The sequence below is a fragment of the Clostridium sardiniense genome (assembly GCF_016907995.1).
In the GTDB taxonomy this organism is placed as follows: domain Bacteria; phylum Bacillota; class Clostridia; order Clostridiales; family Clostridiaceae; genus Clostridium; species Clostridium sardiniense.
In genome coordinates this window covers 1-24,165 of record NZ_JAFBDA010000029.1, presented here as the reverse complement: position 1 = coordinate 24,165, position 24,165 = coordinate 1, and the positions used below count along the sequence as shown (strand labels likewise).

Annotated in this window: 26 protein-coding genes and 1 pseudogene; 4 read left to right on the top strand and 23 right to left on the bottom strand. The window is 24.6% G+C overall.

What is annotated here, in order from left to right; all coding sequences use genetic code 11:
- Positions 1-65: 65 nt before the first annotated feature.
- From JOC62_RS16590 to JOC62_RS19405, 20 genes and pseudogenes are all read right to left on the bottom strand, one after another.
- Positions 66-1,328, bottom strand: a complete 1,263-nt coding sequence (locus tag JOC62_RS16590) for an ATP-dependent DNA ligase (protein ID WP_204596412.1) — start codon at positions 1,326-1,328, stop codon at positions 66-68.
- Between the two features lie 4 nt (positions 1,329-1,332).
- On the bottom strand, positions 1,333-1,635 hold the full coding sequence (locus tag JOC62_RS16585; protein ID WP_204596411.1) for a helix-turn-helix domain-containing protein: 303 nt from the start codon (positions 1,633-1,635) through the stop codon (positions 1,333-1,335).
- 465 nt (positions 1,636-2,100) lie between these two features.
- Positions 2,101-2,304, bottom strand: coding sequence for a hypothetical protein (locus tag JOC62_RS16580; protein ID WP_204596410.1), 204 nt, complete (start codon positions 2,302-2,304; stop codon positions 2,101-2,103).
- Between the two features lies 1 nt (position 2,305).
- Positions 2,306-3,658 carry an HNH endonuclease gene (locus tag JOC62_RS16575; RefSeq protein WP_204596409.1) on the bottom strand — a complete coding sequence of 451 codons (1,353 nt, stop codon included), beginning with the start codon at positions 3,656-3,658 and terminating at the stop codon, positions 2,306-2,308.
- Positions 3,648-3,974 (bottom strand): hypothetical protein, encoded by a 327-nt coding sequence (locus JOC62_RS16570; protein ID WP_204596408.1) that lies wholly within the window; start codon positions 3,972-3,974, stop codon positions 3,648-3,650. The genes JOC62_RS16575 and JOC62_RS16570 overlap by 11 nt, the downstream gene beginning before the upstream one ends.
- 350 nt (positions 3,975-4,324) lie before the next feature.
- Positions 4,325-5,629 carry a hypothetical protein gene (locus tag JOC62_RS16565; protein ID WP_204596407.1) on the bottom strand — a complete coding sequence of 435 codons (1,305 nt, stop codon included), beginning with the start codon at positions 5,627-5,629 and terminating at the stop codon, positions 4,325-4,327.
- Positions 5,619-6,323, bottom strand: coding sequence for a hypothetical protein (locus tag JOC62_RS16560; RefSeq protein ID WP_204596406.1), 705 nt, complete (start codon positions 6,321-6,323; stop codon positions 5,619-5,621). Before JOC62_RS16560 ends, JOC62_RS16565 begins: the two co-directional genes overlap by 11 nt.
- Positions 6,324-6,549: 226 nt before the next feature.
- A complete protein-coding gene (locus tag JOC62_RS16555; RefSeq protein ID WP_204596405.1) occupies positions 6,550-6,972 on the bottom strand; it encodes a hypothetical protein in 423 nt (140 codons plus the stop codon).
- Positions 6,973-7,175: 203 nt separating this feature from the next.
- Positions 7,176-7,472, bottom strand: coding sequence for a hypothetical protein (locus JOC62_RS16550; RefSeq protein WP_204596404.1), 297 nt, complete (start codon positions 7,470-7,472; stop codon positions 7,176-7,178).
- On the bottom strand, positions 7,469-8,170 hold the full coding sequence (locus tag JOC62_RS16545) for a hypothetical protein (protein WP_204596403.1): 702 nt from the start codon (positions 8,168-8,170) through the stop codon (positions 7,469-7,471). The genes JOC62_RS16550 and JOC62_RS16545 overlap by 4 nt, the downstream gene beginning before the upstream one ends.
- Positions 8,171-8,281: 111 nt before the next feature.
- The gene (locus JOC62_RS16540; RefSeq protein ID WP_204596402.1) at positions 8,282-8,923 is read right to left on the bottom strand and encodes a hypothetical protein; all 642 of its coding nucleotides are present in this window, start codon (positions 8,921-8,923) and stop codon (positions 8,282-8,284) included.
- A gap of 250 nt (positions 8,924-9,173) precedes the next feature.
- A pseudogene (locus JOC62_RS19245) lies at positions 9,174-9,533 on the bottom strand (type II toxin-antitoxin system PemK/MazF family toxin); the annotation flags it as partial.
- A 164-nt stretch (positions 9,534-9,697) separates the two neighbouring features.
- The gene (locus tag JOC62_RS16530) at positions 9,698-10,906 is read right to left on the bottom strand and encodes a phage lytic cycle repressor MrpR family protein (protein ID WP_204596401.1); all 1,209 of its coding nucleotides are present in this window, start codon (positions 10,904-10,906) and stop codon (positions 9,698-9,700) included.
- A gap of 1 nt (position 10,907) precedes the next feature.
- Positions 10,908-12,248: a hypothetical protein gene (locus tag JOC62_RS16525; RefSeq protein WP_204596400.1), complete on the bottom strand. Its 1,341-nt coding sequence runs from the start codon at positions 12,246-12,248 to the stop codon at positions 10,908-10,910.
- 109 nt (positions 12,249-12,357) lie between these two features.
- Positions 12,358-12,597, bottom strand: a complete 240-nt coding sequence (locus JOC62_RS16520; RefSeq protein WP_204596399.1) for a hypothetical protein — start codon at positions 12,595-12,597, stop codon at positions 12,358-12,360.
- A 388-nt stretch (positions 12,598-12,985) separates the two neighbouring features.
- On the bottom strand, positions 12,986-13,372 hold the full coding sequence (locus JOC62_RS19240) for a peptidoglycan-binding domain-containing protein (RefSeq protein WP_243425099.1): 387 nt from the start codon (positions 13,370-13,372) through the stop codon (positions 12,986-12,988).
- Between the two features lie 672 nt (positions 13,373-14,044).
- Entirely contained in the window at positions 14,045-14,908 is an 864-nt protein-coding gene (locus tag JOC62_RS16510) for a hypothetical protein (protein WP_204596398.1), read from the bottom strand.
- Positions 14,909-15,095: 187 nt separating this feature from the next.
- Positions 15,096-15,449 carry a hypothetical protein gene (locus JOC62_RS16505; RefSeq protein ID WP_204596397.1) on the bottom strand — a complete coding sequence of 118 codons (354 nt, stop codon included), beginning with the start codon at positions 15,447-15,449 and terminating at the stop codon, positions 15,096-15,098.
- 790 nt (positions 15,450-16,239) lie between these two features.
- Positions 16,240-16,680, bottom strand: coding sequence for a hypothetical protein (locus JOC62_RS16500; protein ID WP_204596396.1), 441 nt, complete (start codon positions 16,678-16,680; stop codon positions 16,240-16,242).
- A gap of 494 nt (positions 16,681-17,174) precedes the next feature.
- Positions 17,175-17,297, bottom strand: a complete 123-nt coding sequence (locus JOC62_RS19405; RefSeq protein ID WP_279381527.1) for a hypothetical protein — start codon at positions 17,295-17,297, stop codon at positions 17,175-17,177.
- Positions 17,298-18,851: 1,554 nt separating this feature from the next.
- Here JOC62_RS19405 and JOC62_RS16495 point away from each other — a divergent pair.
- From JOC62_RS16495 to JOC62_RS16485, 3 genes are all read left to right on the top strand, one after another.
- Positions 18,852-19,370 (top strand): hypothetical protein, encoded by a 519-nt coding sequence (locus JOC62_RS16495; RefSeq protein WP_204596395.1) that lies wholly within the window; start codon positions 18,852-18,854, stop codon positions 19,368-19,370.
- A 501-nt stretch (positions 19,371-19,871) separates the two neighbouring features.
- Positions 19,872-20,621 carry a peptidoglycan-binding domain-containing protein gene (locus JOC62_RS16490; protein WP_204596394.1) on the top strand — a complete coding sequence of 250 codons (750 nt, stop codon included), beginning with the start codon at positions 19,872-19,874 and terminating at the stop codon, positions 20,619-20,621.
- A 4-nt stretch (positions 20,622-20,625) separates the two neighbouring features.
- On the top strand, positions 20,626-20,814 hold the full coding sequence (locus JOC62_RS16485) for a hypothetical protein (protein WP_204596393.1): 189 nt from the start codon (positions 20,626-20,628) through the stop codon (positions 20,812-20,814).
- Between the two features lie 100 nt (positions 20,815-20,914).
- Here JOC62_RS16485 and JOC62_RS16480 read toward each other — a convergent pair whose 3' ends face one another.
- The 3 genes from JOC62_RS16480 to JOC62_RS16470 form a co-directional block, all read right to left on the bottom strand.
- The gene (locus JOC62_RS16480; RefSeq protein ID WP_204596392.1) at positions 20,915-21,988 is read right to left on the bottom strand and encodes a hypothetical protein; all 1,074 of its coding nucleotides are present in this window, start codon (positions 21,986-21,988) and stop codon (positions 20,915-20,917) included.
- A gap of 5 nt (positions 21,989-21,993) precedes the next feature.
- Positions 21,994-22,272, bottom strand: a complete 279-nt coding sequence (locus JOC62_RS16475) for a hypothetical protein (protein WP_204596391.1) — start codon at positions 22,270-22,272, stop codon at positions 21,994-21,996.
- Positions 22,273-22,434: 162 nt separating this feature from the next.
- On the bottom strand, positions 22,435-23,598 hold the full coding sequence (locus JOC62_RS16470) for an RNA-guided endonuclease InsQ/TnpB family protein (RefSeq protein ID WP_204596390.1): 1,164 nt from the start codon (positions 23,596-23,598) through the stop codon (positions 22,435-22,437).
- A gap of 80 nt (positions 23,599-23,678) precedes the next feature.
- Here JOC62_RS16470 and JOC62_RS16465 point away from each other — a divergent pair, with 80 nt between their 5' ends.
- Positions 23,679-23,876, top strand: a complete 198-nt coding sequence (locus JOC62_RS16465; protein WP_204596389.1) for a helix-turn-helix domain-containing protein — start codon at positions 23,679-23,681, stop codon at positions 23,874-23,876.
- Positions 23,877-24,165 lie beyond the last annotated feature (289 nt).

Sequence of the window (24,165 nt, the reverse complement as noted above, 5' to 3'; positions counted from 1 at the left end):
CAATCTCCTCATATTGCGAACTTAGTAATTAAAACTAACTTTTTAAAGTGTATCTAAAACCAATTCTATTCATAACTAACTTCTTTTCCCACCTCCCTAATCTGCTTAAATACTGGAAATCTTAATCCTAGCCCACCATTTTGATTTTGAGTTTCTTCAAAATATTGCGTTTCAACAATTCTTCCTAAAAATTCACCTCTATTATTCCATATATATTCCCTATCAGAATCACTAAATCCAGATCCAACACCTAATCTATTACCTTTATAATCTACTACTAAAGATCCTAATGATTCTTTGTATTTACCTGTACCTTCTTCAAAACCTATAATTTTCAAGTCACAAGTTTGCATAACTTTAACCTTTAAAATTGTTTTAGTTCTTTTACACTCATAAGCTGCATTTGACAGATTTACCATTACACCTTCCTCTCCATTATTAATAGCATTGTTTAAGAATTTTGTTATTTCTTCTATATCTTTACCTATATATAAAGGTTTAACTTCTATTATATTATTAAAATTATTTTTCTCTACAAGTTCATGTAATTGATTTTTTCTATCTATGCATTTAGTTTTACATTTACCTTGCTTGAAGTCTTCTAATGGTAATATATCAAAAACATTAAATATTAAATTATTTTTTTCTCCATCTTTTCTAACTTCTTTCATGGTCGCTCTGTATAAATCTTTTGATTCTAAATTCTTATCATTTTTTAAAAGTATTTCTCCATCTAATACAACTCCATCTGGTATGTATTTAAACTCTTGCTCTATTTCTAATAATCCTTCTATTTCTTTTCCTTGTCTAGTAAATGCTTTAAGTATTCCATTTTCTTTCCAAGCGACCATTCTTCCTCCATCGAGTTTCGTAGTAATTATAAATTCCTTACCATTTACCTTATCTACACTATCCCAATATTTAGATGCCAACATTACATTAAATTGAGGTATTAAATCCTTCCAGACTTTATTAATTGTTTTAGCGCTTATATTACATCTTAGATCTTTTAATAACATCATAGTATATAATTCTTTTAATTCCTCATCCTGTTGCATTGTTAAAAAGCTATTAGTTAAATCTCTAAGATTATCATTAATATTACTTTTTGATAATAGATCCATTAAACTAAAAATATCATAATCATTCCTACTCCTCCCTTCTCCTAAGCTTTTTTCAGTTATTTTATATTTCATATAAGGGTTATACGTAAAGTAAAGCACTTTTTTTAATAATTCATTATCTTTATTAGTCTTCAATATAGAAAGTTTATCATTTGTGGAACTTGTATTCTGTATGTTTTTAATTATTTTAACTATACTTTTCATAATATCATGTCCTCTCTTCTATTAATCTTCTCTTTCTTCTTTTGCATTCTCTGCATTTATCGTCTTTTCCATCTTTTCTACACTGTCTGCCTTCTTTACAATCACAGTTCATTAAATCAAACGGACATACATGCAATGCTTCTGCAATCTTTTCAACCTGTTCTAATTTTGCACTTGTATCTTTATCATTTTCTAAATAGCTTATTTCAGCTTGACTTATTCCTGTTTCAATACTTAATTTTGTTTGTGTAATATGCTTAGATTTTCTTATTTTCTTAATGTTATTTAAACTAATCTTACATTTCATCACTAAATACTCCTCTAAAGTTGCTTTTCTTTATAATGCCAACCTTATTATAGCAAGAAAATTATAGAAATAATTCTAGCAATTAATATCATTTTGTACCCATTTCTTCATACTATTAAAATTATTTTCTTTTAACCCATTCTTCTTACAGAAATTCTTATAATTATTCCATTGATCTACTTTGCTCATTTTGTAATTCCTTCTTTCTCCATAAACTTCTAAATAGTCCTAATATAATTTTTTTCTCATCCATATGCATCTCTAACACCTCATTTGTTTTTTATTTATTTTATTATAATGCAAAATAAATTATATATATGTATAAGAAATGTTACTGAAAATACTATACTTGCTATCACTACTACATATGTTTTAAACTGCAGCTTCTCTTCTTCAAATATCACTCCTAAGAACCGAATTATTAGTATTGATAAACTTATAAATGTTAACCCAAATAGCATATTATCACTCCTCTTTCATAATCCATAGATCTTGCATATAGTTAAATAAATTTAATGTTCTACCTGGATTATCTTTAACTTTACACATCAATCTACCTATCTCATCTCTATATACAATAAAGTTTTCATCATTTACTCTTTGAAACCTTTCTCCCTGCTCTTCTGTCATTATCTCTATAACTTCTATTAATTTATATTTTTTCTTCACTTTAAGATATCTCCTTTTTAATGCACATCTTAATCGCCTTATCTATATCATATTTTTTCTTCTTTCTATAATATTGGAGCTTTGCAGCTGGTATATTTAAATATTCACATAAATCTTTGTATCTATAAAAATATTTATTTTTATATTTAAACTCACCATCTCTATATTTTTGTGGAGCAAATAACTCACCATCCTTTTTATTCTTTTTACTTATACTCTCAATTAATTGTAGTATCTTATGTAAATCTTCTATATTGTTATTTTGCATTATATAATCATAGTTTTTATTAATTATTTCAGAAGAAAAATCTTTATTATCTGCTTCTAATCTTCTAATAATCTCCTGTTTTTTTAATTCATTTATATTTTCTCTATTTAAAGATCTATCTAATCTTATTTTATCTTTTACATCAATAAATATTGAAACAATATTCTGTTTGCCTATCTTTTTTTCTAATTCTTTTAATCCTTTATTATCTAATATGCAAATCGGATTGTTCTTTTTTAATTCTTTTACACATAATCCGTAATACCACTTTCCGAATGCTGTTTTATATTCTCTAATTTCTAATAACTCACCATTTAATCCTTTAACTTTAATTTCATCTTCTGATATAAAATAATACTCTTTTCCTTCTTTTTCACCTTCTCTTAATGGTCTTGTTGTATATGATATCAATTCATTCATATTAAATTTTTGCTTGCATTGTTCTAATATAAAATTTTTTCCACTTGCACTTTTCCCTGATATAACTATTATTTTATTTCTAATATTGCATTCATTTATATATCTCCATTTATAATTATTTGCATGAAAAGTTTCATAATTACAACATTTATTTATTGATGAGTAATTGGCTATATTTTTACATGATGCTAAACTACCATAAATATCTATAAAATTATAATCGTTATCAAATTGAACTATTGGCTTAGATACTTTAGTTATACTCATGAAACTTACATCTGTTGGACTTGTATTATTTGAAGTCCTGTGATTTAATCCGAAAGCCCATGCATGTAATTGATTTTCTCCATTGGTACACCATTCTAAATTTTCTACACTATTATTAAAGGTATTTCCATCTATATGATTTATTTGTGGTAAATTTTTAGGATTTGGTATGAAATACATTCCTACTAATCTATGAACTTTATAATCCTTTCCTTTTTTATCTTTATATAATCTAACTGCTAGATAATTACGATATTTTCCTATTTTAAAAGGTCTTAATTTCTTAAATCCTCCGTTATTTGTACTAAATACTTTTCCTTTACTAGAAACATAATATCCTGAATAACCCTCTATATCTATTTTTTTTATTCCTAATTCATCAAAACTCTTACTTTTCATATTCATCACCTATTTCTAAAAGCTTATTTAAATCTTCTTTTTCTCTAGTATTTATGTAACCATGCTTTCCACCTTTTTTATTATAAATATCAATTACCATACCTTTTTTTACATTAACAAGAATTGATAAGTTACCATATCTTCTTAATTGATAAATGTCATTACTTCTTCTTAAATCAAGGTTTCCTAAAATAAAATTTCTAGTTAAATATTTTCTTATATCTCTATATCCTACACCCTCCTTACCTTTTACAAACTTTCTATAATTGTCAGCTATGTAGTTATTTATATGTAATAATTTAATTTCATTTTTCATCTTTCTCGCTCCTTATACTCTTACACTTCTATTGAACAAAGTATCATATGTATATTTTCTTTTATGTTTCTCTAGTATTTCCGCTCTCCTTTTTAACTTCCATTCCTTAGAACCAATTTTAATTTCTTTCATACTTAGCACCTCATCTTTATTTTTTATTTATTTTGATATTACCTCTTTTTAGAAGGAAGATTATAACCTTTGTTACTTCGCATTTGACTGCGTTTCCCTTTAACAATTATTAGTTTACTATTACTCTTTTAATTTGTCAACATTATTTTTTAAATATTTTATTTAAATTTCAAGTTTTATAGCAGCTAAATATTTAGCTGCTATACACTTATTCCTATCTAGCAAAGAAAATTTCTCTTTAATATATCCTTTGTTTTAATATAATTAATCTTAATCTGTTTTGCATAATTATTTAATTCTTCACCAAACGTTTGTATTGAATCATACATACCAATAAAGCTTTTTTTATCTTGTTCATTAAAATAACAATAATTTATTTCTGGATTTTCTATATTTTCAAGGTGTAATCTAGTTATTATATCCCTAAATATATGTTGATCATTATCGGAACTTAATCCTAAAATTGTTATATTATTAATTTTATTTTCTTTTATTTTTGTTTCTAATATTTCTTTCCATGTTTTATAGTTCTTATGAGTATGCTTTGCATTTAATCCATTAACTATTGCTCTTTGTGTTTTATTGTATATATAATCTCCAACTAATATATCGGAAAAATTAATAAAAGAATCCTTATATTTTAGCCCTAAAAGTTGATAATTACATTCTTCTTTATTTCTTTTATATTCCCCATGTACGTGTTTAATACTATTTATATTAAATAAATTTTCAACAATCTTGTCGTAATTTAATGTAATTATTACATCAAATTCATTTAAGTAATTTTTTATTTTATCTAAATTAATCTTATTGATCTTATCAAACTCATTATCAGCTATAGCTTTACCATTGTTAAATATAGCTGTTGCTAATAACATTCTTAAATATGTTGTAACTCCATTAAACATTATATTCTCTAATAATCTTGTAGCTATAGCATCTCCTTTCAAAACCTTTTTGGTTTGGTAGTCTCCTATCCTTACCAATTTTACGAATCCGTTATATTGCATATCATATTCTTTAATTTTCTCTTCACCAGCAGCAAAATAAGCCCATACTAAAATTGATATATATTCTATGTTTATCCTATTTATTCCACATTTTTCCCAAGACTTGATTAAGCTATCCAACATAGTTAATTGACTATTTCCAAATTCTAAATCCGTCACATACTCTGTTTCTTTTAATTCTTTAATAAAGTTTGTATCTTGAATTATTGCTTGTCCGAGCTCAAATCCTTCTTCTAATATTTTATATAATTTATCTTTGTTTACCCTTCTTAAAGCTGATACAACACTGTTATAGCTTTCTTCAAATTTAGTTTTATAATTCTTATTAGCTTTTGCTTTTACAACTCCATTCATTAACACTTCTTTATGAGCTTCATATAGCCTATCCATAACATTGCAAAAGCTAGAATCGAAATTCATACTAAACCCATTCCCCAATAATAATAATCTATTATCCATATAAATCACCTCTTCAATTATTATATCATTTACTATTCTATTCTTATTTAGCATTTAATTTCTTCCATAATAACTCTATAAAATCACATAAATCTCTTGAACTAAAATGTCCAGTTTTTGATTCAAAGAAAGTCCTATACTTTTGAAATTTACTAGAATTAATCAATTGTCTTGTATAAGCTCCTCTTGATGACTGATTTGTACAAAGTTTAAACTCTTTATCATTCAATATTAAATTTTTCAGTTCCTCACCTAGATTTTCTACATCTTTTTGATGTTGAACCAATATACTTTCTAATTCTGGCTCTATATCTTCAATCATTGTTTCTATTTCTCTATCGGCAGTAAATACTTCATATTCTTCCAACCAATCATCTTCCATATAAAATAAATATACAATATTATCTTTTATAAAATATAAATTTATTCTATATGGAGTATCAAAATCAAAACTCTCCATTTCATTATTATACTCGCTTATTCTATCTTTAACTAAATTAAGTACTTTTTCTCCATACTCATCTAATACAGAATCTTCATCAATAAAATATTCTTCCTCATCATAATAGTGTAAAGAATAAAATACGTTTTTTGCTTTTAAATCTAAAAGTAAATCAATATACTTATCTAATGATTTTAATTCAATAATAAGTATATTATCAGGAATGATGCATGTCCCTTCTATGCATTTTATATTAACTTTATTAAACTCTTCTTTTAAATTCATAAAACTTACTTTATACTCCATTATCTAACCTCCATAATTGTTATAATTTTTCTTTTATTATAACTTATTAACAATATTTAACTCAACTGTCTTTTCTTTTAGAAATCTTTTACTTAAATTAATAGAATTATTTATTTTAATATTCCTTTAAAACAATTATTTTATTGAATTATTAACCATAAGTCGATAGAGCGGTACTTATACTTCTTATCAACCTATGATTTTCTAAAGCATTTTCACGAAACTTTTAACTTAAATTGATTGGTACTACGTATAAATTATCATCATCATTGTAGGTATACATAGGTATTCTCTTAATCTCACCATTTATTTTTTGTGTTAAAGGTATATATTTCTGTACTTCTTCCCACTCATCTTCTCTAAAAAGACTAATCGCCTTTCCCCAATTTGACTGAAATAAGTATTCCTTATTATGATTATCTAATAACCCCAGTTCTCTATACTTATAATATTCATAAGTTCCAAATCCTTGATAGAGAGTATAATATAATGCTCCATCATCTTTTTTACACAAAGTAACCATAAAAGAAGCAAATTCAGGTAACTTTACTTCCTCTCCTAGATTCCATGCATACTTGCATTTGATTGTAACTAAATTTTCAAATATTATTTCATCTTTCTCATTCTTTTTCACACTTTTAAAACCCATTTTATCACCTCATTCTTAATATAATTAATTATATTTTATTTCTTAATATTTTATGTATTTCACTCTCCATAAAAATTCTATTTTATAAACTTCTTTACTATGTATTATAGGGATTATAATATCCCTATCTTAATTAATTAAATTCTGTACTTGATAACTATTAAACCAATTAGTTATCATTGTTTCCATAGTGTCTTTGTTAGTTATTCCATTATATTCAAAACCTCATCATTATCAATTCTTAACTCTTTTAGTATATGTAAAAATTTTTCTGAATCATCTAAAAGAAAATATGTATGTTTTATATATTTTCCAGCGATAACTATGTATTCTATTTTTTTATTATTCTCTAAATATTCTTCTATAGGCCTTCTTATAAATGTATCATAATACATCTTATCTTTTCTCAATTTATCCACTTCTTCTTGAGTAACTATATTTATAGCTTTATTATTAAAGTTAGTAGTTAATAAATGGTTAGATTTTTTAATTAATCTCATATCTCAAATATTTCCTTTATTATTATTCCTATATTGTATTCATCAGTTCGATCATCACTTACCCTAATAAATCTACAGCTTAATTCATGTTCTATTAGTTTCTGTCTCAATTCATGCGCCTCATACGTATATCTATTATGATTATTCTCATCATATTCTATAGCTACTCTTAATCCTGGTATATAATAGTCAATTCTATAATTTAATATTTTATATTGCCTTATTCCTTTTACATTAAAAGGTTTGAGGACTTCTTCAAGTTTATCTAAAAATTGTATTTCTTTTCGTGGTTTCGGAATTATAATTTTTGACGACTTATAATTATTTAATATTTGAATCAACATATCACTATTCAATGTATTTACCCTATTACACCATAGTATAAATTCTTCAACACTTATTTTTAACGTTTTTAATGTATTCCTTATTATTTTCTTTTGCTCATTAGATATTTTGTTATAACTTCCTTGAAAACGTAAAATACCTATATTAACTAAATCCTCATAGACTCTATCATATCTCACAGTAATACTTTCGTTATTATCTTTTAAAACCTTTTTTGTGGTCACGCCTAAAGCTTTAGCACAGTCTTCAACATATAGTCCTAAATGACCATCTGTTGTAATATCATATTTAATTGGTAAATTATCATAATTAAATTCATCTGAAACACCTACTTGTACCTGATTATTTTGCATTTGTATTTTCCCCCTAAAATTTATTATTAATATTTAAAGTATATGTAATTACAATCTACAATTTATGTATTTACTTGCTTTTAGAATTAATTAAGATTGATTATTTTTTATTTATTTGTTAATTGCTATTTTTATATAATCTATTTTATTTAATTCTACATTTTTATTATATATCTCAATTCTATTATTTTTTAAATCATCTACTATTTTATGAAGAATTATTTCTTTATCACTATGTATAGAACCTAAGGAGCTAATCACTTCTACATACTGCTCCTCAAGGATCTTTATTCTCATGGCAGCTATTACTAATTCTGCATTAAAATTATTTTTTAAACAACAACTATATACCTTTTTATTTATATCAATTTTTTCCTCTTTAGATAACATGCCTTTATTGAAATCGTAATAATCATTAATCCCAAGTACATAAACATGGGGAAGTTTACTTAATAATTGTGTTTCATATTTATCAAGTAATATATTTAATTTCTTATAATTAGACTCTGACTCTTTTTTATTTCCAATCTTATTGTAAGATTCCCCTAAAAATCTATATAGATTTATATAATTTGTAATATCATCACATTTATTTTTATATTTTTTGCGTATATTTTCTAATTTATCTATACAAAGTTTATATTGTTTTAATCCTGAATAAATATATGCTGTCCTTATCTCATTCCTCATTTCAAAGATTAATTCTTTGCTATTTTTATCTTCTCTTACTTTTTGAAAATCTATTATCTTCATTTAATATCCCCCTTGTATTAAACTAACTAACTCTTTTGAATTCAGTTGGATTTAAATTAACTTTATAATAACTCTTATAATTTAGTCCTCTTTTTGCACAATAATTCTCTAGGTCTTGTATAGCTAATTCCCTTTCTCTTTTGAAGTTTTCTATAAAATCTAATGATGTAACATCTGTTTTTATTGCAACATATAAAACATTGTCTAATTGTTCTATGTCTCTTGCTTTTTCTTCTATTATTACTTTATCTCTCAATTCTAATGAAACTAAAGCGGCTGAATCTATTTTATCCATATCGTCATTACTAACCTTACCTATATATCCTAGCAATTTTGACTTATCTAAAGTTCTTACTTGCTCTAACATTATAAAGCTTTCTTGATTTAAACCTATGTAATCACTATCTAATAAAACCTGAGTTGGTAATTTTTTCTTAAATGTCTTTGATGAAATTGCTGCTACAATAACTGTTGGGCTATACTTATTACCAATATCATTCTGTATTATCATTACTGGTCTTATCCCTCTTTGTTCTGAATCTTTTTCCTTTTCCTTTACCTCACCTAAATTTGCGTAGTAAACTTCTCCTCTATAAAATTTATTGTTCATCATTTACAATATCCTCCTCTATTCTCCATCTTCCACTTTTATAATTATCTTTTATTTATTTGGAATTCTGTTATTTCCTTCCTTTGATATTATAATACACCTATAAATTCCACTTGTCAACTATATTCATTATTTATTTTGTTAATTATAAAAAAGAAGAGGTATTATTCCTCTTCTTTTTGCATTTGCTTTTGTTTTCTTCTTCTCTCTTTTAAGACATTTTGATAATAATCTCTAAAGAACTGTTTTCTCTCTTCTCTCTTTTCTTCCTCACTTTTAGAATTAGTCATATCTCTTGTTCCCAAGATATCATCATCTTGAGTATAACTAACATAGAACTCTTTTAAAGACATGTAAGAAGTATTACTCTTTAAATATGGTTCAAAATAATCTTGCACTATTTTAAAATCTTGAATATCTAATTGTCCTTTACTTTCTTTTAAATCAAGTAACATATCTAATTTAGCATTTCTAAAAATATCCTTAGCACTTATGAATTTTCTTTCAGCTGCATCAAAGAAATTACTTAATCTTTTTCTAAACACTGTAGAGTTAATAATTTCACCTTGATCCTGCTCAGGCTTAATAATATATCCATAATCTATATAGAAGTTACTTTTTTTAATTGTTGCTTGTGATCCTCTGCCAGCATTAAAATTATACTCATATTCTTTTTCTTCTATAGCTCTTTTTATCACTTTTAATATTCTAGGTTCTACGCTTATCTCTTTCACTACTTCTAAAGGTTTCTTTCCCTCTACAACGTCTTTATCCCTATTAGTAACATTAATTATACCATCTTCAAAATTTATATCTTCTTCTTTAAGATACATTACTTCATTCCATTGTTTTTCGCCTTTTAATCCAATTCTCATTAATAATATCATAGCAAAGTTTTGATAAGTTACTCTATCACAAAATCTATTCGGATATGTTTGTATATAATCCCATAATTCAAATAATTCATCTATACTTATTATCGTGTTATCTACAATTGTTTTAGTCACTGTTACTAAACTTGTTAAATTAATTGTGTCACATGGGTTAGAAGCTGTATTTAATCCCACAGACATAGCCCATACTTCATATCTATTTATAATTGATAGTAATGTTTTAGCTGGACTTAATGTCCCGCCAATAATTGATCCCAACACTTTCTTAATATCATCTTCATTAAATAATGCTAAATCTTTATCCCAAATATATTCAAATGTGTGAATATCTTTTCTAAATTTTGTCCACATCACACTCTTTGAATTTTCACTTAATTCTGTTCTGCTTTCTAAATACTTAACTTTATTTTGTAAAAAATTATCTAATCTATCATAACTACTTAACGCTTCTTTATAAGTTAACGCTTCATTACTATTCATACTATTTCACTTCCTCTAATAAATCGACAAAGAAATTATAAATTTTACTATAGTTTGTGTTTAATACATTTAATTTTAATTTATTTAATTCGGATTCTTTCTTAATCATATTTTGTACAATCTCAAACAAAATATCAAACATTTTATCTTCATTTACTTTATTAATTTTTAAATAGTAAGCTAAAACAAAAAATCCAAAATAAATATTACAGTTATTTTCATAAATATATTCTTTTCCTTCTTCTTTTAATATTTCCGCTATAGTATTTACTACTTCTACTATTTTCCTACTACCAAAATTCAACTCTGCTCTTGAATCAAAATTAATATCTAAATTTTTCTCAATCATTCTTAATGCACTTTTTAATAATCCAACATAAGTAACTTTTTTATCTAATTTCATTCTTTCATAAGAATCAGAAATATTATTAAATAATATATTTGTTTCTTTATTGCCATATGATTCAACTTTATCTATAAACTTTTTATATTTATCTTCTATTCTTTGCTCTAAGAACACTTCATTTTGTCTATTAGCCTGAGCCTGTCTATAAATAAAAGCATTAGCTTCTTCTACTGTCGTAATTGAAATTTGAACTGGGAATCCTAAAAATATATCATCTATGTTTACGCCCTCATCATATAATTCAACTAAAGCTATAGTTCTATGCGCTCCATCAACAACATCAAAAAAAGTTGTATTAGGACTTTCAAAATCTGGTTCAGTTTTTATCACTAATTTTCTATTTTCTCCATCATATTTAACCAATGGTTCTTTATCTTCTAATTGTAATATATTAAAAGTTAACATATCAGGTGGAAAATATTTCTTTTCCTTTATAAGTTTTTTTATTGCATTTACACTTTCTCTATTGATATTCATTTTTTGAGTTACATTCCCCCATCTATCAATAGATAATATTGATTGTCTCTGTGCGTCAAAATTATATCTTATATTTCTATTTTTCCATGCTTTTACATGTTCGCTAGGTTTCCAAGCTGTAACATGATATAAATCATCATTATACTCAGATACATTTTCAAACTCCATTATATTAGTATGATTTTCTTTTATTACTAATGTCTCAAAATTTAATAATTGAGATGAAGTAAAATAATTAGTTGGATTAAATTCCTCATACCCTAATTCAGATAGTCCTTTACATAGTGCTATTTGTTCATTTACATCTAAATCATTTATATCCAATTGATCGTTTAATAAAAATTGAACAGTGCTAGCCCTTAAATTTTTCTTTATAAAGTATTTATTTAATATTCTTGCTTCATTTTTATAAGCTATTTCTTTTTTTATTTTTAAGAAATTATCTCTAATATTTTTCATACTCTACCCCTTCCTTTTAACACTTTTATCTTTACATAAATTTTAACATAGTTTTTTAAATATTTCAATAAATAGCATATACAAAAGTTAGAATTAATATTCTAACTTTTTATTTATTTTTTAGTAATAATACTATTAATTCTTCTTTGTTTCTAAATGATATTAAATTTCTATCTAATAATTTAATATCAATATATTTATTTAAATTAATACTATTATTATTAATATATAAAGTGTTATCTTCTATATGTATTCTTTTTAATTTTTCTTCTTTATCCCCTAATGAGCCAGCAATACGAATAGTTTCCCCTAAATTTTTGTCTAATAAATGCTTTATATTTTCTTTCATTTAGCATGTCCCCTCTTTTGTTAAATATTATAAAAATACCTTGATTATCAAATTTTTTCACATTCATAATATATTTTTGTAAATAAATTGTAAAACATAAATGAAACTCCTATATTCGATTGTTAAAAATTTATCTATACGAACATAAGTTCTGTATTTTTATATTAATACTTTTTTTACTGGTTGTAAAGTCATTTTTTGTTATTTATTTCTTTTAATTAAAAGTATAGTTTTAATTAAAATTATCATTAAAACCGTACAAAATTATTAAAGTTATACCTATTTTTCTAATATTACTTAATATATGTCTTTATGTAAAATATATATATTTATATAAAAAAGAACTATATAAAATATAGTCCTTTTTATATAAATATATATTATTTCATTAACTAATTAACGCCTTAAAAGTAAGGGGCCCAACGATTCCATCCGGATCTAATCTCTTACTTTTTTGGAACCTAATCACTGTATTTTTAGTCTCATTCCCATAATATCCATCAACCCTAAGCTTATATCCCAAATTTCTAAGTACCTTTTGTACGTATTCAACATCATAACCATACATTAAAGGATTAGTCACTTTTAGAAGTCTTGTAAGTTGAGGTTTCTGCCCTACTGATAATCGTCCTTCTTTTTCATTTAGATTGCTTGCATTAGTATATTCCGTAATATTTTTTGAACTAGCATGTGCTTGTACAACAAAATTAGGTAATAAAGAAACATTTGTAAAAATTAAAAATGCTCCCAATGATATAATTATTTTTTTATTCATAAACCCACTCTCCCTTTCATTTGAAATTATATCATTAATTAGGAAAAATGTAAAGTTTTATAAATTTATGTGGAAAATTGTTGTAATATATACCAATGTCATCGTTTTTAATAATTACACTAGTATAGACCTCTTATCAGTATAAATTTGTACATATCTATCTCTTTCTTATTTTCTAATTCGAATAATATAACTATAGATGCCACTGATATAATAAGTTAAAGTTCGATTAACTATTTATTTAATATTTCTACATCATACTTTTAATTACTTATTAATTCAATTTTTTCTTCCCCATGTTATATTTATTCCTTAATCTATTTCCTCTTTAATCATTAACCCTTCTAATACATCTGAATCTATATTAAATTTTCCGTATACCTCTTCAACCATATCTTTTCTTTGTTATAAACATTTTGATCGTATTTAGCTACTCCAAATGTACTTATTGTCTTATTAATATGAGATTTTGTGAATAATTCATAACCTTACATATGCTGGATATGGGACTAACCTAATAATATTATTTTTATTATTAATTATATAAAATATCAGTTTTAAGTTAATTGATATCTCTATCTATACATCATGTGAACGCAAATAGTATATAAATACATTTTGCGAACTCTAAAAATTATTTTTGTTTGATTTTATTTGATGTTTTTAACTTTATTATATATTAGTATTTACATAAATTCTAAATAAATTAATTAAGTATCTAAGATTATTAATATCATTACCTTTGTAATATATTTTAGGATTAACTATTATAAATTTCTTTTTATAATCTTCAACAATCATCATTGCCTTTTGACCTCCAACAAATATATTCAACATATTCTTTTTGAATCTTGATAAATTTTTATCGGTATAAGTTTTACTATATTCTTGTATCTCTTGTATTGTAAAAGGCTTTATATCTTCCATGAGTTCACATTCTGGATTCTTGCATACTATGTTATATTTGTAATGTATAAATGGCAGTAGCTCTATAAGCAAGGCTAATCTTTTATGTTCTTTTGGTCTACTGTTTTTATATAATTCTTGTATGGCTATTTTAAACATTCTGCTATATTCGTCTTTATTATCTTTTTTAACCTTACTAACAAAGCTAATTTTATCATCTATGGAAATAGATCTATCTTCATTTATTTTTATCAATTTATTATCTACTAATATATTTCTTGTTTTATTATATTCTGTTTTTCCTAATTGTAATAAATGCATAAGATCACACACCTTTATTAATTCATTTTTATTATTTATCTTTCTCATTAGTCTATTATCATTAAATTTTAAGTATGTACAAAGATATATAAATCTAAATATATACTGTTTATCGATCTTAGGTAACTTTAAATAAAAGTTTAAATAAAAGTTTCCCATATTTGCATATGTTAATGTTTCAAATTCATTTTTTTCTTTTAAGTATTCCATTGTTTCTTTTTTCTTTTTTTCGTCTTCAATTTCTATAATATTAAAATCATCTCTTAATATTTCACCAGTTTCATTATTAATTATTGTACAGTTTATCAATTAATTATCACTCCTATTCATTATTTCTATATATTTTCCTTATATAAACCTCATAAACACATTTTAAGCACCTCCTAAAGTATTTATATTAATATCTATATAGACGCCTTTAAGGATAGTAATATCAGCTTACTACCCATACAAGACTATTATTTTATAACTATAATTTTTTATTTATTTTATATTTTTAATAAAATCCGTTATTTTGTATGCTTAAATAAGTTTGTACTAATTTATCAAAATCTTTTTTGTTATTTAACTCAAAATTCCAATCTCCAGTTTCCATTGGTTGGAATTCAAAAGTATTAGTTGATTCATTTTCTATGCTCCAGCTATCATTTGAATATTGTTTGTAGACATCGCCTTTATTAAGCTTCACATCATCTGTACTTTGTGTAAGTGTTCTTACTATTGTAATTGGTTGTTTATTTATTTTATTAATATTATTATTTGTTACTACTCTATTTAAGCCTATTCCTGAACCTATTCCAAGTAAAAATACTGCCACCATTAATATTATTATCATCTTTATATTTTTCATTTTAACCACTCCCAATTTTTATTATATTATTTATTTATTTTATTATATATATCGTAAATTATAATCTAATTAATCTATTATATATTCTTTATAATTGTTATATTGATTATCTCAAGAAAATTATTTATATTATCGTCCTGCTTACTAAATGATCTTATTTCTTCTATTCCTAATGGTTCATTAATTTCTATATGTAAGGTATTTATAAGTTTTTTACAGTATTCTAATACCTCATCTAATTCATTATCTTTAAGATTAATAATTAAAACTATTTCACTATTCTCTTTTACTTCTTCTAATTTTTTTCTAGTAATACAATTAAATAATTTAGTTTTTTCTCACTTTATAATAAATACTCTTTATTTCCATTTTTATTTTTCTTACTCTTTGATCTTATAAAAGCTTATTTATAGCGTACTATCAATTAAGTACTTTAAGACATCTTTTATTTTATTTCATTGTATTCTAAAATCAAAAGTTAAATAATTTTTTTCTATGTATCACCTTTTTTTTCTTAAGATAATTTTTTCCTATGTAGTTATATAGTTTCTAAGATTTGCTATACTCCAAATCTCGCATGTTCTCATATGCTACATTCACACGCTTCATATTTTTATTATATAGTGAATAGTGTAAACTCAAGATAATAAACAGTAAGTTTTTTTACTTAATAAATTCCAATATACTATTTTTTTCCTTTAATCAACTATGGGTCTTAATTGTTAATTAAACCTTACTATATTTATAAAGATACATCAAAAAGGATATAAACTACAATTAATTATTTATTTTATAATAAGTTCTCTTTTTTTATTTTCGTAAAGCTGCTTTTAATACCATTTAAAGTTTGTTGTATAGTATCAATAATAATATTTGTTTTAACCTCATCTATAGACGTACAATCGTTATAATTGCTATATATGTCTATTAACTTATAGTATTCACTATTTGTTATATTATACTGGCTGGCGAATTCTTTAATGATATTATAAATATCATTATCTATTAATTCACAAAAATGATAATCTTCTAATTCTTCAGTGTCTATAAATCCTTTTATAAACTTAACTAGCTTACTATAAGTATTTAATTCTATAATATCTTTATTCTCTACTATTGCCCTATAACCCTTCCAGTTCCCTTCTAATATAACAACCTCTTTAGCATAGTTATTATATTCAGGATCTATTACTTTTACTTTTAAGATCTCATTATTGATTTTAGCCCTCATCTCTAGTCCTCCACTATAATATATTGAACCTATTAATTCAGAATGTCATATCAATTAGTTTTTTGATTCTATCTCAATCCGACATGGTTACGTAGGTGGTCACTGCCGCAAAATTAATAATGTTAGCCACGTTTATTAAATTAATCTTTCTTACTTAGAAGTTTCATGTAAGTTAATGTTTTATTTCTGTAACTATTAACTCTTACTATCCGTATTTTATCAATAATTATTTTTAATTTATTTTATTAATATGTATTTAAGTAGTATTTTACATACTACTTACTCACCTAACATTGTTTTAGAATAGCTTAACTATTGTTACTATTAAAGTTAATACACTAGTTATCATTGTTAATACAGTTATTATTAACATAGTCTTGATATATTTATCCATTGTTTTAACCTCCTTAAAATGTTAGAATACTATTGAGAGAAGTAAAGAACTATTTTTAATAGTAAGGAGAACGGTCATTCCCCTTACTATACTACTTATATTACTTTAATAAAGTAATTAGTAGGTTTAATATAGTAGCTACCATAGTTACTATCGTACTTAGAATTGTAAGTTTTACGGCTATTAATTCTAAGCGTTCTTTATTTCTCTTTTTTCTATTCATTTTTTTAACCTCCATATCGGATTTAAGGTTTATGTATTAATCAACCTTATGTATTTATTATACATCTATTTAGTATATTTGTCAATACAATTTGTTTATTTATTTTTATATTCGTAAAGTTTTTTTATATATTTATATGGCTTTGTATTAGCTTTTAAGCGTGTTATTATATCTATAATGTAATATGTATAGTAAGTATTTAAGGGCTATTGTAAGGCTTTATAGAGTGTTATATAGTATGTTAGTATTTATACATAGTTATGATTGTATGTGATGTATGTATCTTATATGATGTTATGTATTAGTTTGGTTCTTTTTGGTATTTTGTCGTTTGGCTATTTTGGTTGTTCGGTTTCGGTTGTTGGTGTATGATTGATGTTTGATTGATTTGTTTATGTCTTCGCTACTCACTAAAAACTTAAATACGAGTAAATGAAATAAATATTATCATATGACATAGTTTTTAAAACCACATATTAAAGCATTAATATTTTCTAATATAGTATTTAAAACTATATATTATTTTTTTCCACTTCTAGGAAAATAAAAAGATCTCTAAATACATTTATTGTAATTTTCCCATTCCCTTACATTTTTTCTCTCAATACCTTTTATTTATTTCGTTAAAGGTGTATTTAGCGAAATTTTCTCAAGGAGGGGGGTAGGTTTACAATTCTTAGGAGGTCTTTTGGAAGAATTTTCCCGCTAACACTTCAATCTCCACACCAAAAAAGCATTTTTAATACCCCAAAGTTATTTTCACAATACCAAATCATTTCTTTGCAACTCCAAAACTAATCCTCCATAACCAAAACATTCACTCGTAATGTGTCTCGTACAAATGGCACAACCAAGGCATTAATACAACTTTCACTTTATCCGATTTTGACCATTCTACCCTACTCTATCCCATCTCAACCCTTGATATGACTAGCTTTGAACGAAAAGCATATACATCAAACCTAAAAGTATTCAAATTTTTGATTTCTAAAAACACTTCAAACCATTAATATTACTAGCTTTATAAAACTTAAAATTTCTATTTTACGATAAGCACATATCGTAACAATATTTTTAGACGATAAAATATAAAAACAAAAAATAAGAGTAGATCTTATACTACTCTTTTGATTATAAATACTTATTTGAGGCTAAGATAAAAATAGAATAGGATTTATAATATATTAAAGATTCAAATCAAACTCCTATAATGTATACATATCCTATTCTACTTTTATTATGGGAGTATTTTTATTTTTAAAATTGCTACTTATCATGTATACAATATACCTTATTTTAATTTTAAGTATATATTTATATAGATTTTATACTTTAAAAAGAAACTATGAAAAATATTATCTAGAATACATCAAAAGAAGACATCTATAATTTATCTAGGTGTCTTAACTTATTTTATATCTCTTTATAATAATAAATCTTTTATATTGATTTTTTATACTGAATAAATATTTTGAATGCTTAAATTATATAAATCATACTATTCTTAGGATAAATATAGTAAAATATTTATAGTAATTATAAGGAGAGATTTTTATGGAGTTTTTTAAAAAATATAAAAAAATAATTTTAAGTATAGTTGCTGTTATAGCAGTGCTATTTTTAGGCAAAATAATGTATGCTTCTACTTATGTAGGTGATCGGACAGTATTGTATCCCAAAGAAGAATATAATATAAGTGAAATTATTGCAAATAAAATTAAGGGCTACCAAGCTCCATTAACAACTAAAGAACTTAAAGAAAAAGGATTAATTAGCAAAGATACACATATTGTATCTAAAACTAAAACCAAAATAGAATGGTACCAGTCACAAGAAAGTAAAGCTGCTTTAAATGATTTAAAAAATGAGTTTGATAAAATTGATTCAGCTTATGAAGAAGAAAAGAATAAATCATATTTAGAGGAATATATAAGAACTCGAAAAGATTATCTTAATGCTGATGAAGGAGTATTAAAAGATACATATCGTGATTTACTAAAATTACAAAGAGAACAAAATAAATTTCTTAATGATTGGGAGAAATCCCAAAGTGATAGTCTAATAAATAAATAATTAATATTACTATATAAAAAAGAAATTCAATTAATTTTGAGTTTCTTTTTTATTGTTTAAAATAGTATAAAAACTTCTAAATAATGTATTTATCAATTGTAAATATGATTTATAGTTACAGAAATAATTTAAGTATTATAAATTCCGCTTAAAAAGTTTAACTTTAGAACTTTAATAATATCTTTGTTATAAGCTTTTTACTTTATATATCTATATTTCTATTTATATTAAACTTTACTCCCACGTCAAATATTGTAGATACAAATTCTAATTTTTTAAATTTCATTTTTATTTTCACCTTTAAGTATTTAAATATAATTTACGTAATATATTATTTTAATCTAAGTAAAATAATGAATAAATTACAAAAAATGATTATTTATTCATATTTTTTTCATAAATTGTTTACAAAGTTTTAAAAAAATGTTATTATTTTCTTGAGAAAAGTAAAAAGATAGGGGGAAATATCAATAAAAATAATTTATTGATATATTGAAAATTATGAAAAATTTAAAAATTAAATTATCAATCTTAACATTGACAGGTATTATTGGGACAAGTTGTATAGCTCCTTCATTAACAGTAATGGCTAATGAAAAAGCTACAACACCTCAAAAACAAGTAGAATCAGTTAAGGCGAATGAACAGAATTATTCACTTAATCAACTTAAGCAAAAATCTATAGATGTGGAATCAAAAATTAAATCACAAATATTAGCAAGAGGTTATTCTAGTGTTGATGAATACAATAATCAAATAGGAACAACTATACCTGTTGAGCAATCAATTTATTATAATAATTTTGAATATTATAATACTCCACTTCCAGAAACTATTGAAAATAATGATGAGAGAGCAATAGCTCTTTGGATTTGGGCAAAAGCTGCATGGGCAAACCCATGGGTAAGAAAAGCTGTAGTCAATTTCGGGAAAGCCGTAATAGCTGGTGCAGGTGCTGCAGTGGGGTCAACAATTGTAAATGATACTAGAGAAGTTATGAAAAATGGATTTCCTAAAATATCTACTCATTCATCAGGCGATGTTGTTGGGTATGGAAGAGTAACTAGAGGAAATAAAGTAAAGGTAGCACAGACATTATTAAGACAGCATGGATATAATATTGCTGTAGATGGTATATGGGGACCAGCCTCAGAATCAGCAACAAAAAAATTCCAAAGAAAATTAAATATGAGTGCTGATGGGCTTATAGGAAAACATACTTGGGCTTATTTAATAGAGAAGTTAAAATAATAAAATGAATATATTAAAAAGATTTATTAAATTTGCGGCCTTGCCTTTTATTGGTGGATTTATTTTAGCTATATTATTTCCTGAAATTCATATATTAAAAATAATAATAATTGTTGTAGGATTAGAATTATTAATTGAATTTAAAACTAAATCTATAATGAAAAATGTAAATATAAAAAATAGTGAAATATAGATTTCATTATATTACTAAAAGCAGGAATTTTAATTAATTCCTGCTTTTTTATATGAATATAAAAAAGACACCTAGATTTTGTATCTAAGTGCCTAATATATTAATCCCAAAAAGAATCATCATTCATTAATTCTTTTAACTTTTTCTTAGTCATAGTCTTAGCCTTCTTTTTAGGAGAAGATGTTGCTGCTACTTCTTCCTCAACCATTAAATCATCAGATAATATATTTCTATCTTTTTTCTTTTCAAGTAAAGAGTCTAATTCCATGTCAATTAGTTCAATATAGTCTTTAGGCATTACTACTCCACCTAATACTATAGTATTTCTTCCTTCATCATTATAATCATACTTATCTAATTCATATACATTGAACTTACCCTTAAATGAATTTTTGTCAAAAGCATCCTCATCAAATGTAGACATTAAGAAATCACAGTCTAAGTTGTCTGGAACTATAAAGTTACTACCTTCTTTTGCTTGTTTAACAGCCTTATCTATATCTCTATATCTTGGATCTAATGATAATATAACTTTATATCCCTTTGCAGTATTAACTTTTTCACTATCAACACTATCTATTTCTTCATTATTTACAGAGATTGAATTATCAAATTCTTGCATTGTAGCTTCATTAAATTCTTGTTCATCTCTCATTTTGTTATTGTCAATGAATTGAACTGAATTTACTTTTCCACTTTTCATTAATTTAATTATGTCATTCCATAATGCTTTAGTATTTCTTAATGAAGCTTCTCTTTCATTTAAGCTGCACATTGCAATAAGTAGATTTACTGTAGCTTCAGGATTTATGTGTTTTATAACTGTAGCTAACATAGGTACTGATCCACTACCAGTTCCACCATCACTTGATGATAATATATAAAATGTATTTATTCCACTATTAGGTGAAAATTTATTAGCAAAAAAATCTATTGTTTTAGGTTGATCTTTTTTAATTGCTTCTTTTGCTTTATTTCTATCTCTACCTGTACCTTGTGCATTTGCAAAGTACAAAGCATTATTACCTGCATCAAAGTGTTCTAAATTTTCCATTTCTCTTATGTTAGTGTTGCAGTATACAGGAGTATATCTACCATCTATCTCCATTAATACATCTAGCATTTTATTTCCTGCTCCACCTGAACCAATTACACAAATTTGTTGCTTATTCATAGTTATTAATCCTCCTTAACTACCATTTCTTTTAAACTAAAAATTTCTTCCAATCCTTTAGGTAATATATAATAAGTTTTTGTTCTCCCATCAGCGATACCATAAGCAATCATCTCATCATCTAAAAACTTTTTTATAGCTAACCTAACCTTTTTATCTGATAATTTAGTTTTAGCTACAATTTCTTTTACTGTAGATCCTGTCGATTTGCTCAACCCCTTGGTTTCATCTTCTCTATCCATTATATTTTTCAATACTTTAATATCATTTAATGTATAAAGCAACTAATATCACCTGCTACTCAAAATATGGTCAAATATATCCATACTGAGATTTTTCCTTCTTCATAGAACCTCGCCTTGCTTAAGCTACTACGATTTGATATAGTTCTCCAAAGGCTTAAATTCCCCAAATAGCCTTGGGTACATATATAAGAACTTTTGGTTTTAAGCTATCTTATATTTTTTAGCATTTTTAAGATTAATACTTGCATTTAAATCCCTATCAATAACAAGTCCACAATTACATTTATAAACCCTATCTCTAAGTTTTAAATCTTTTTTAATCTCTCCACATTTGCTACAAGTCTTTGATGATGGATAAAATCTATCAACAACTCTAAGCTCAATATTATTTTCTTTACACTTAGAAGTTAGTTTCATTCTAAACTCAAAGAACTTTTGACTTGCAACAGATTTTGATAAATGCCTATTCCTCATCATATTAGTAACCGATAAATCTTCAATAGTTATATAGCTTGGTTTTTGCTTTATTATTGAAGAAATTGTTTTACTAATATAATCAGTTCTTATATTGACTAATCTTTGATGAAGTTTTTGTACTTTAACTAATTGTTTTTGGATATTTTGACTAGTAACAGACCCTCCTTTCATACTTTTATTTCTTATTTTTAAACTCTCATATTTCCTTGAAAGTTTTCTTTGTTCTCTTTTTAATTTCTTTTCAACTTTTTTAACTGTTGAAGTTTTGTTTATATTTTTAAATCTATTTTCATCTGAGCATATTGCAAAATCCTTAATTCCTAAGTCAATTCCCATTCCTTCATTTATAGACTTAGGTACTTTTATATCATCTTCCTCAGCTAAAATAGAAACATAATATCTATCAGCTTCTTGACTTACTGTTCCACTTTTAACAATTGTATTTGTAGAAATATATCCAAATTCTTTAAGTCTTATCCAACCAAGTGTAGGAACTTTAACTCTATGTCTCTGTATAATCCACTCAGTCTTACTATTCTTAGGAAAGTAAGCTTTAACATCTTGATTTTTCTTTTTTTTGAATTTTGGAAATCCTGTAGTTCCCTTAAAGAAATTTCTAAAGGCTCTATCTCCATTCATTATGGCTTGCTTGGTTGCCTTAGAAGATACTTGCTTAATCCATTTTTTATCTTGATGATTAGGAATATATTCATTGTTTAACCATTTTGAAAAATCCATACCACCTATAAACTTACCTTCTTTTTCATAAACTTCTTTATTATAAGCTATATAGAAATTATATACAAATCTACTTACCCCAATAGTTTGATGTATTTTTAATTTTTGTTCTTTAGTTGGTTTAATTTCTATTTTGTAAGATTTCTTCAAATTTTTCACCCCTATGGATAGTATACTATACCTATTGATACCTTGCAATACCTATATTATTATATTTATGAGGTGATTCTATGAAAATGAAACTTAAAGAATATCTAGCTTTTAAAAATAGAAGTATATATTCATTAATGAAAGATACATCAATAAGCAAAAAAGCTTTATATGATCTAGTTAATAATAAAACAAAAGGCATAACTTTTGAGAATTTGCAAAAGATATGTGATTCTCTTGATTGCACACCAAATGACATTCTAGATATGGATAATTAATCCATATCTTTTTTATTTACATATTTTTATACTTTAATTTTTAAATATAACCTTCATATGAATATAATACCATATTGTATTTCAAAATACTATACTAGAATTTAAAAAGTTTATATTATACTTGTAAAAGAGTATAATAGAATTATATTGTATTATATTAGAATTGAATTGTATTATATTGTAGTATATTTTCATTAGGAATTTATGTAATATATTGAAATTTTTATCAAATTGCTTTTGTATTATAATTTCAACTCTATTTACATAAGACTAAATTAGACATTAATTG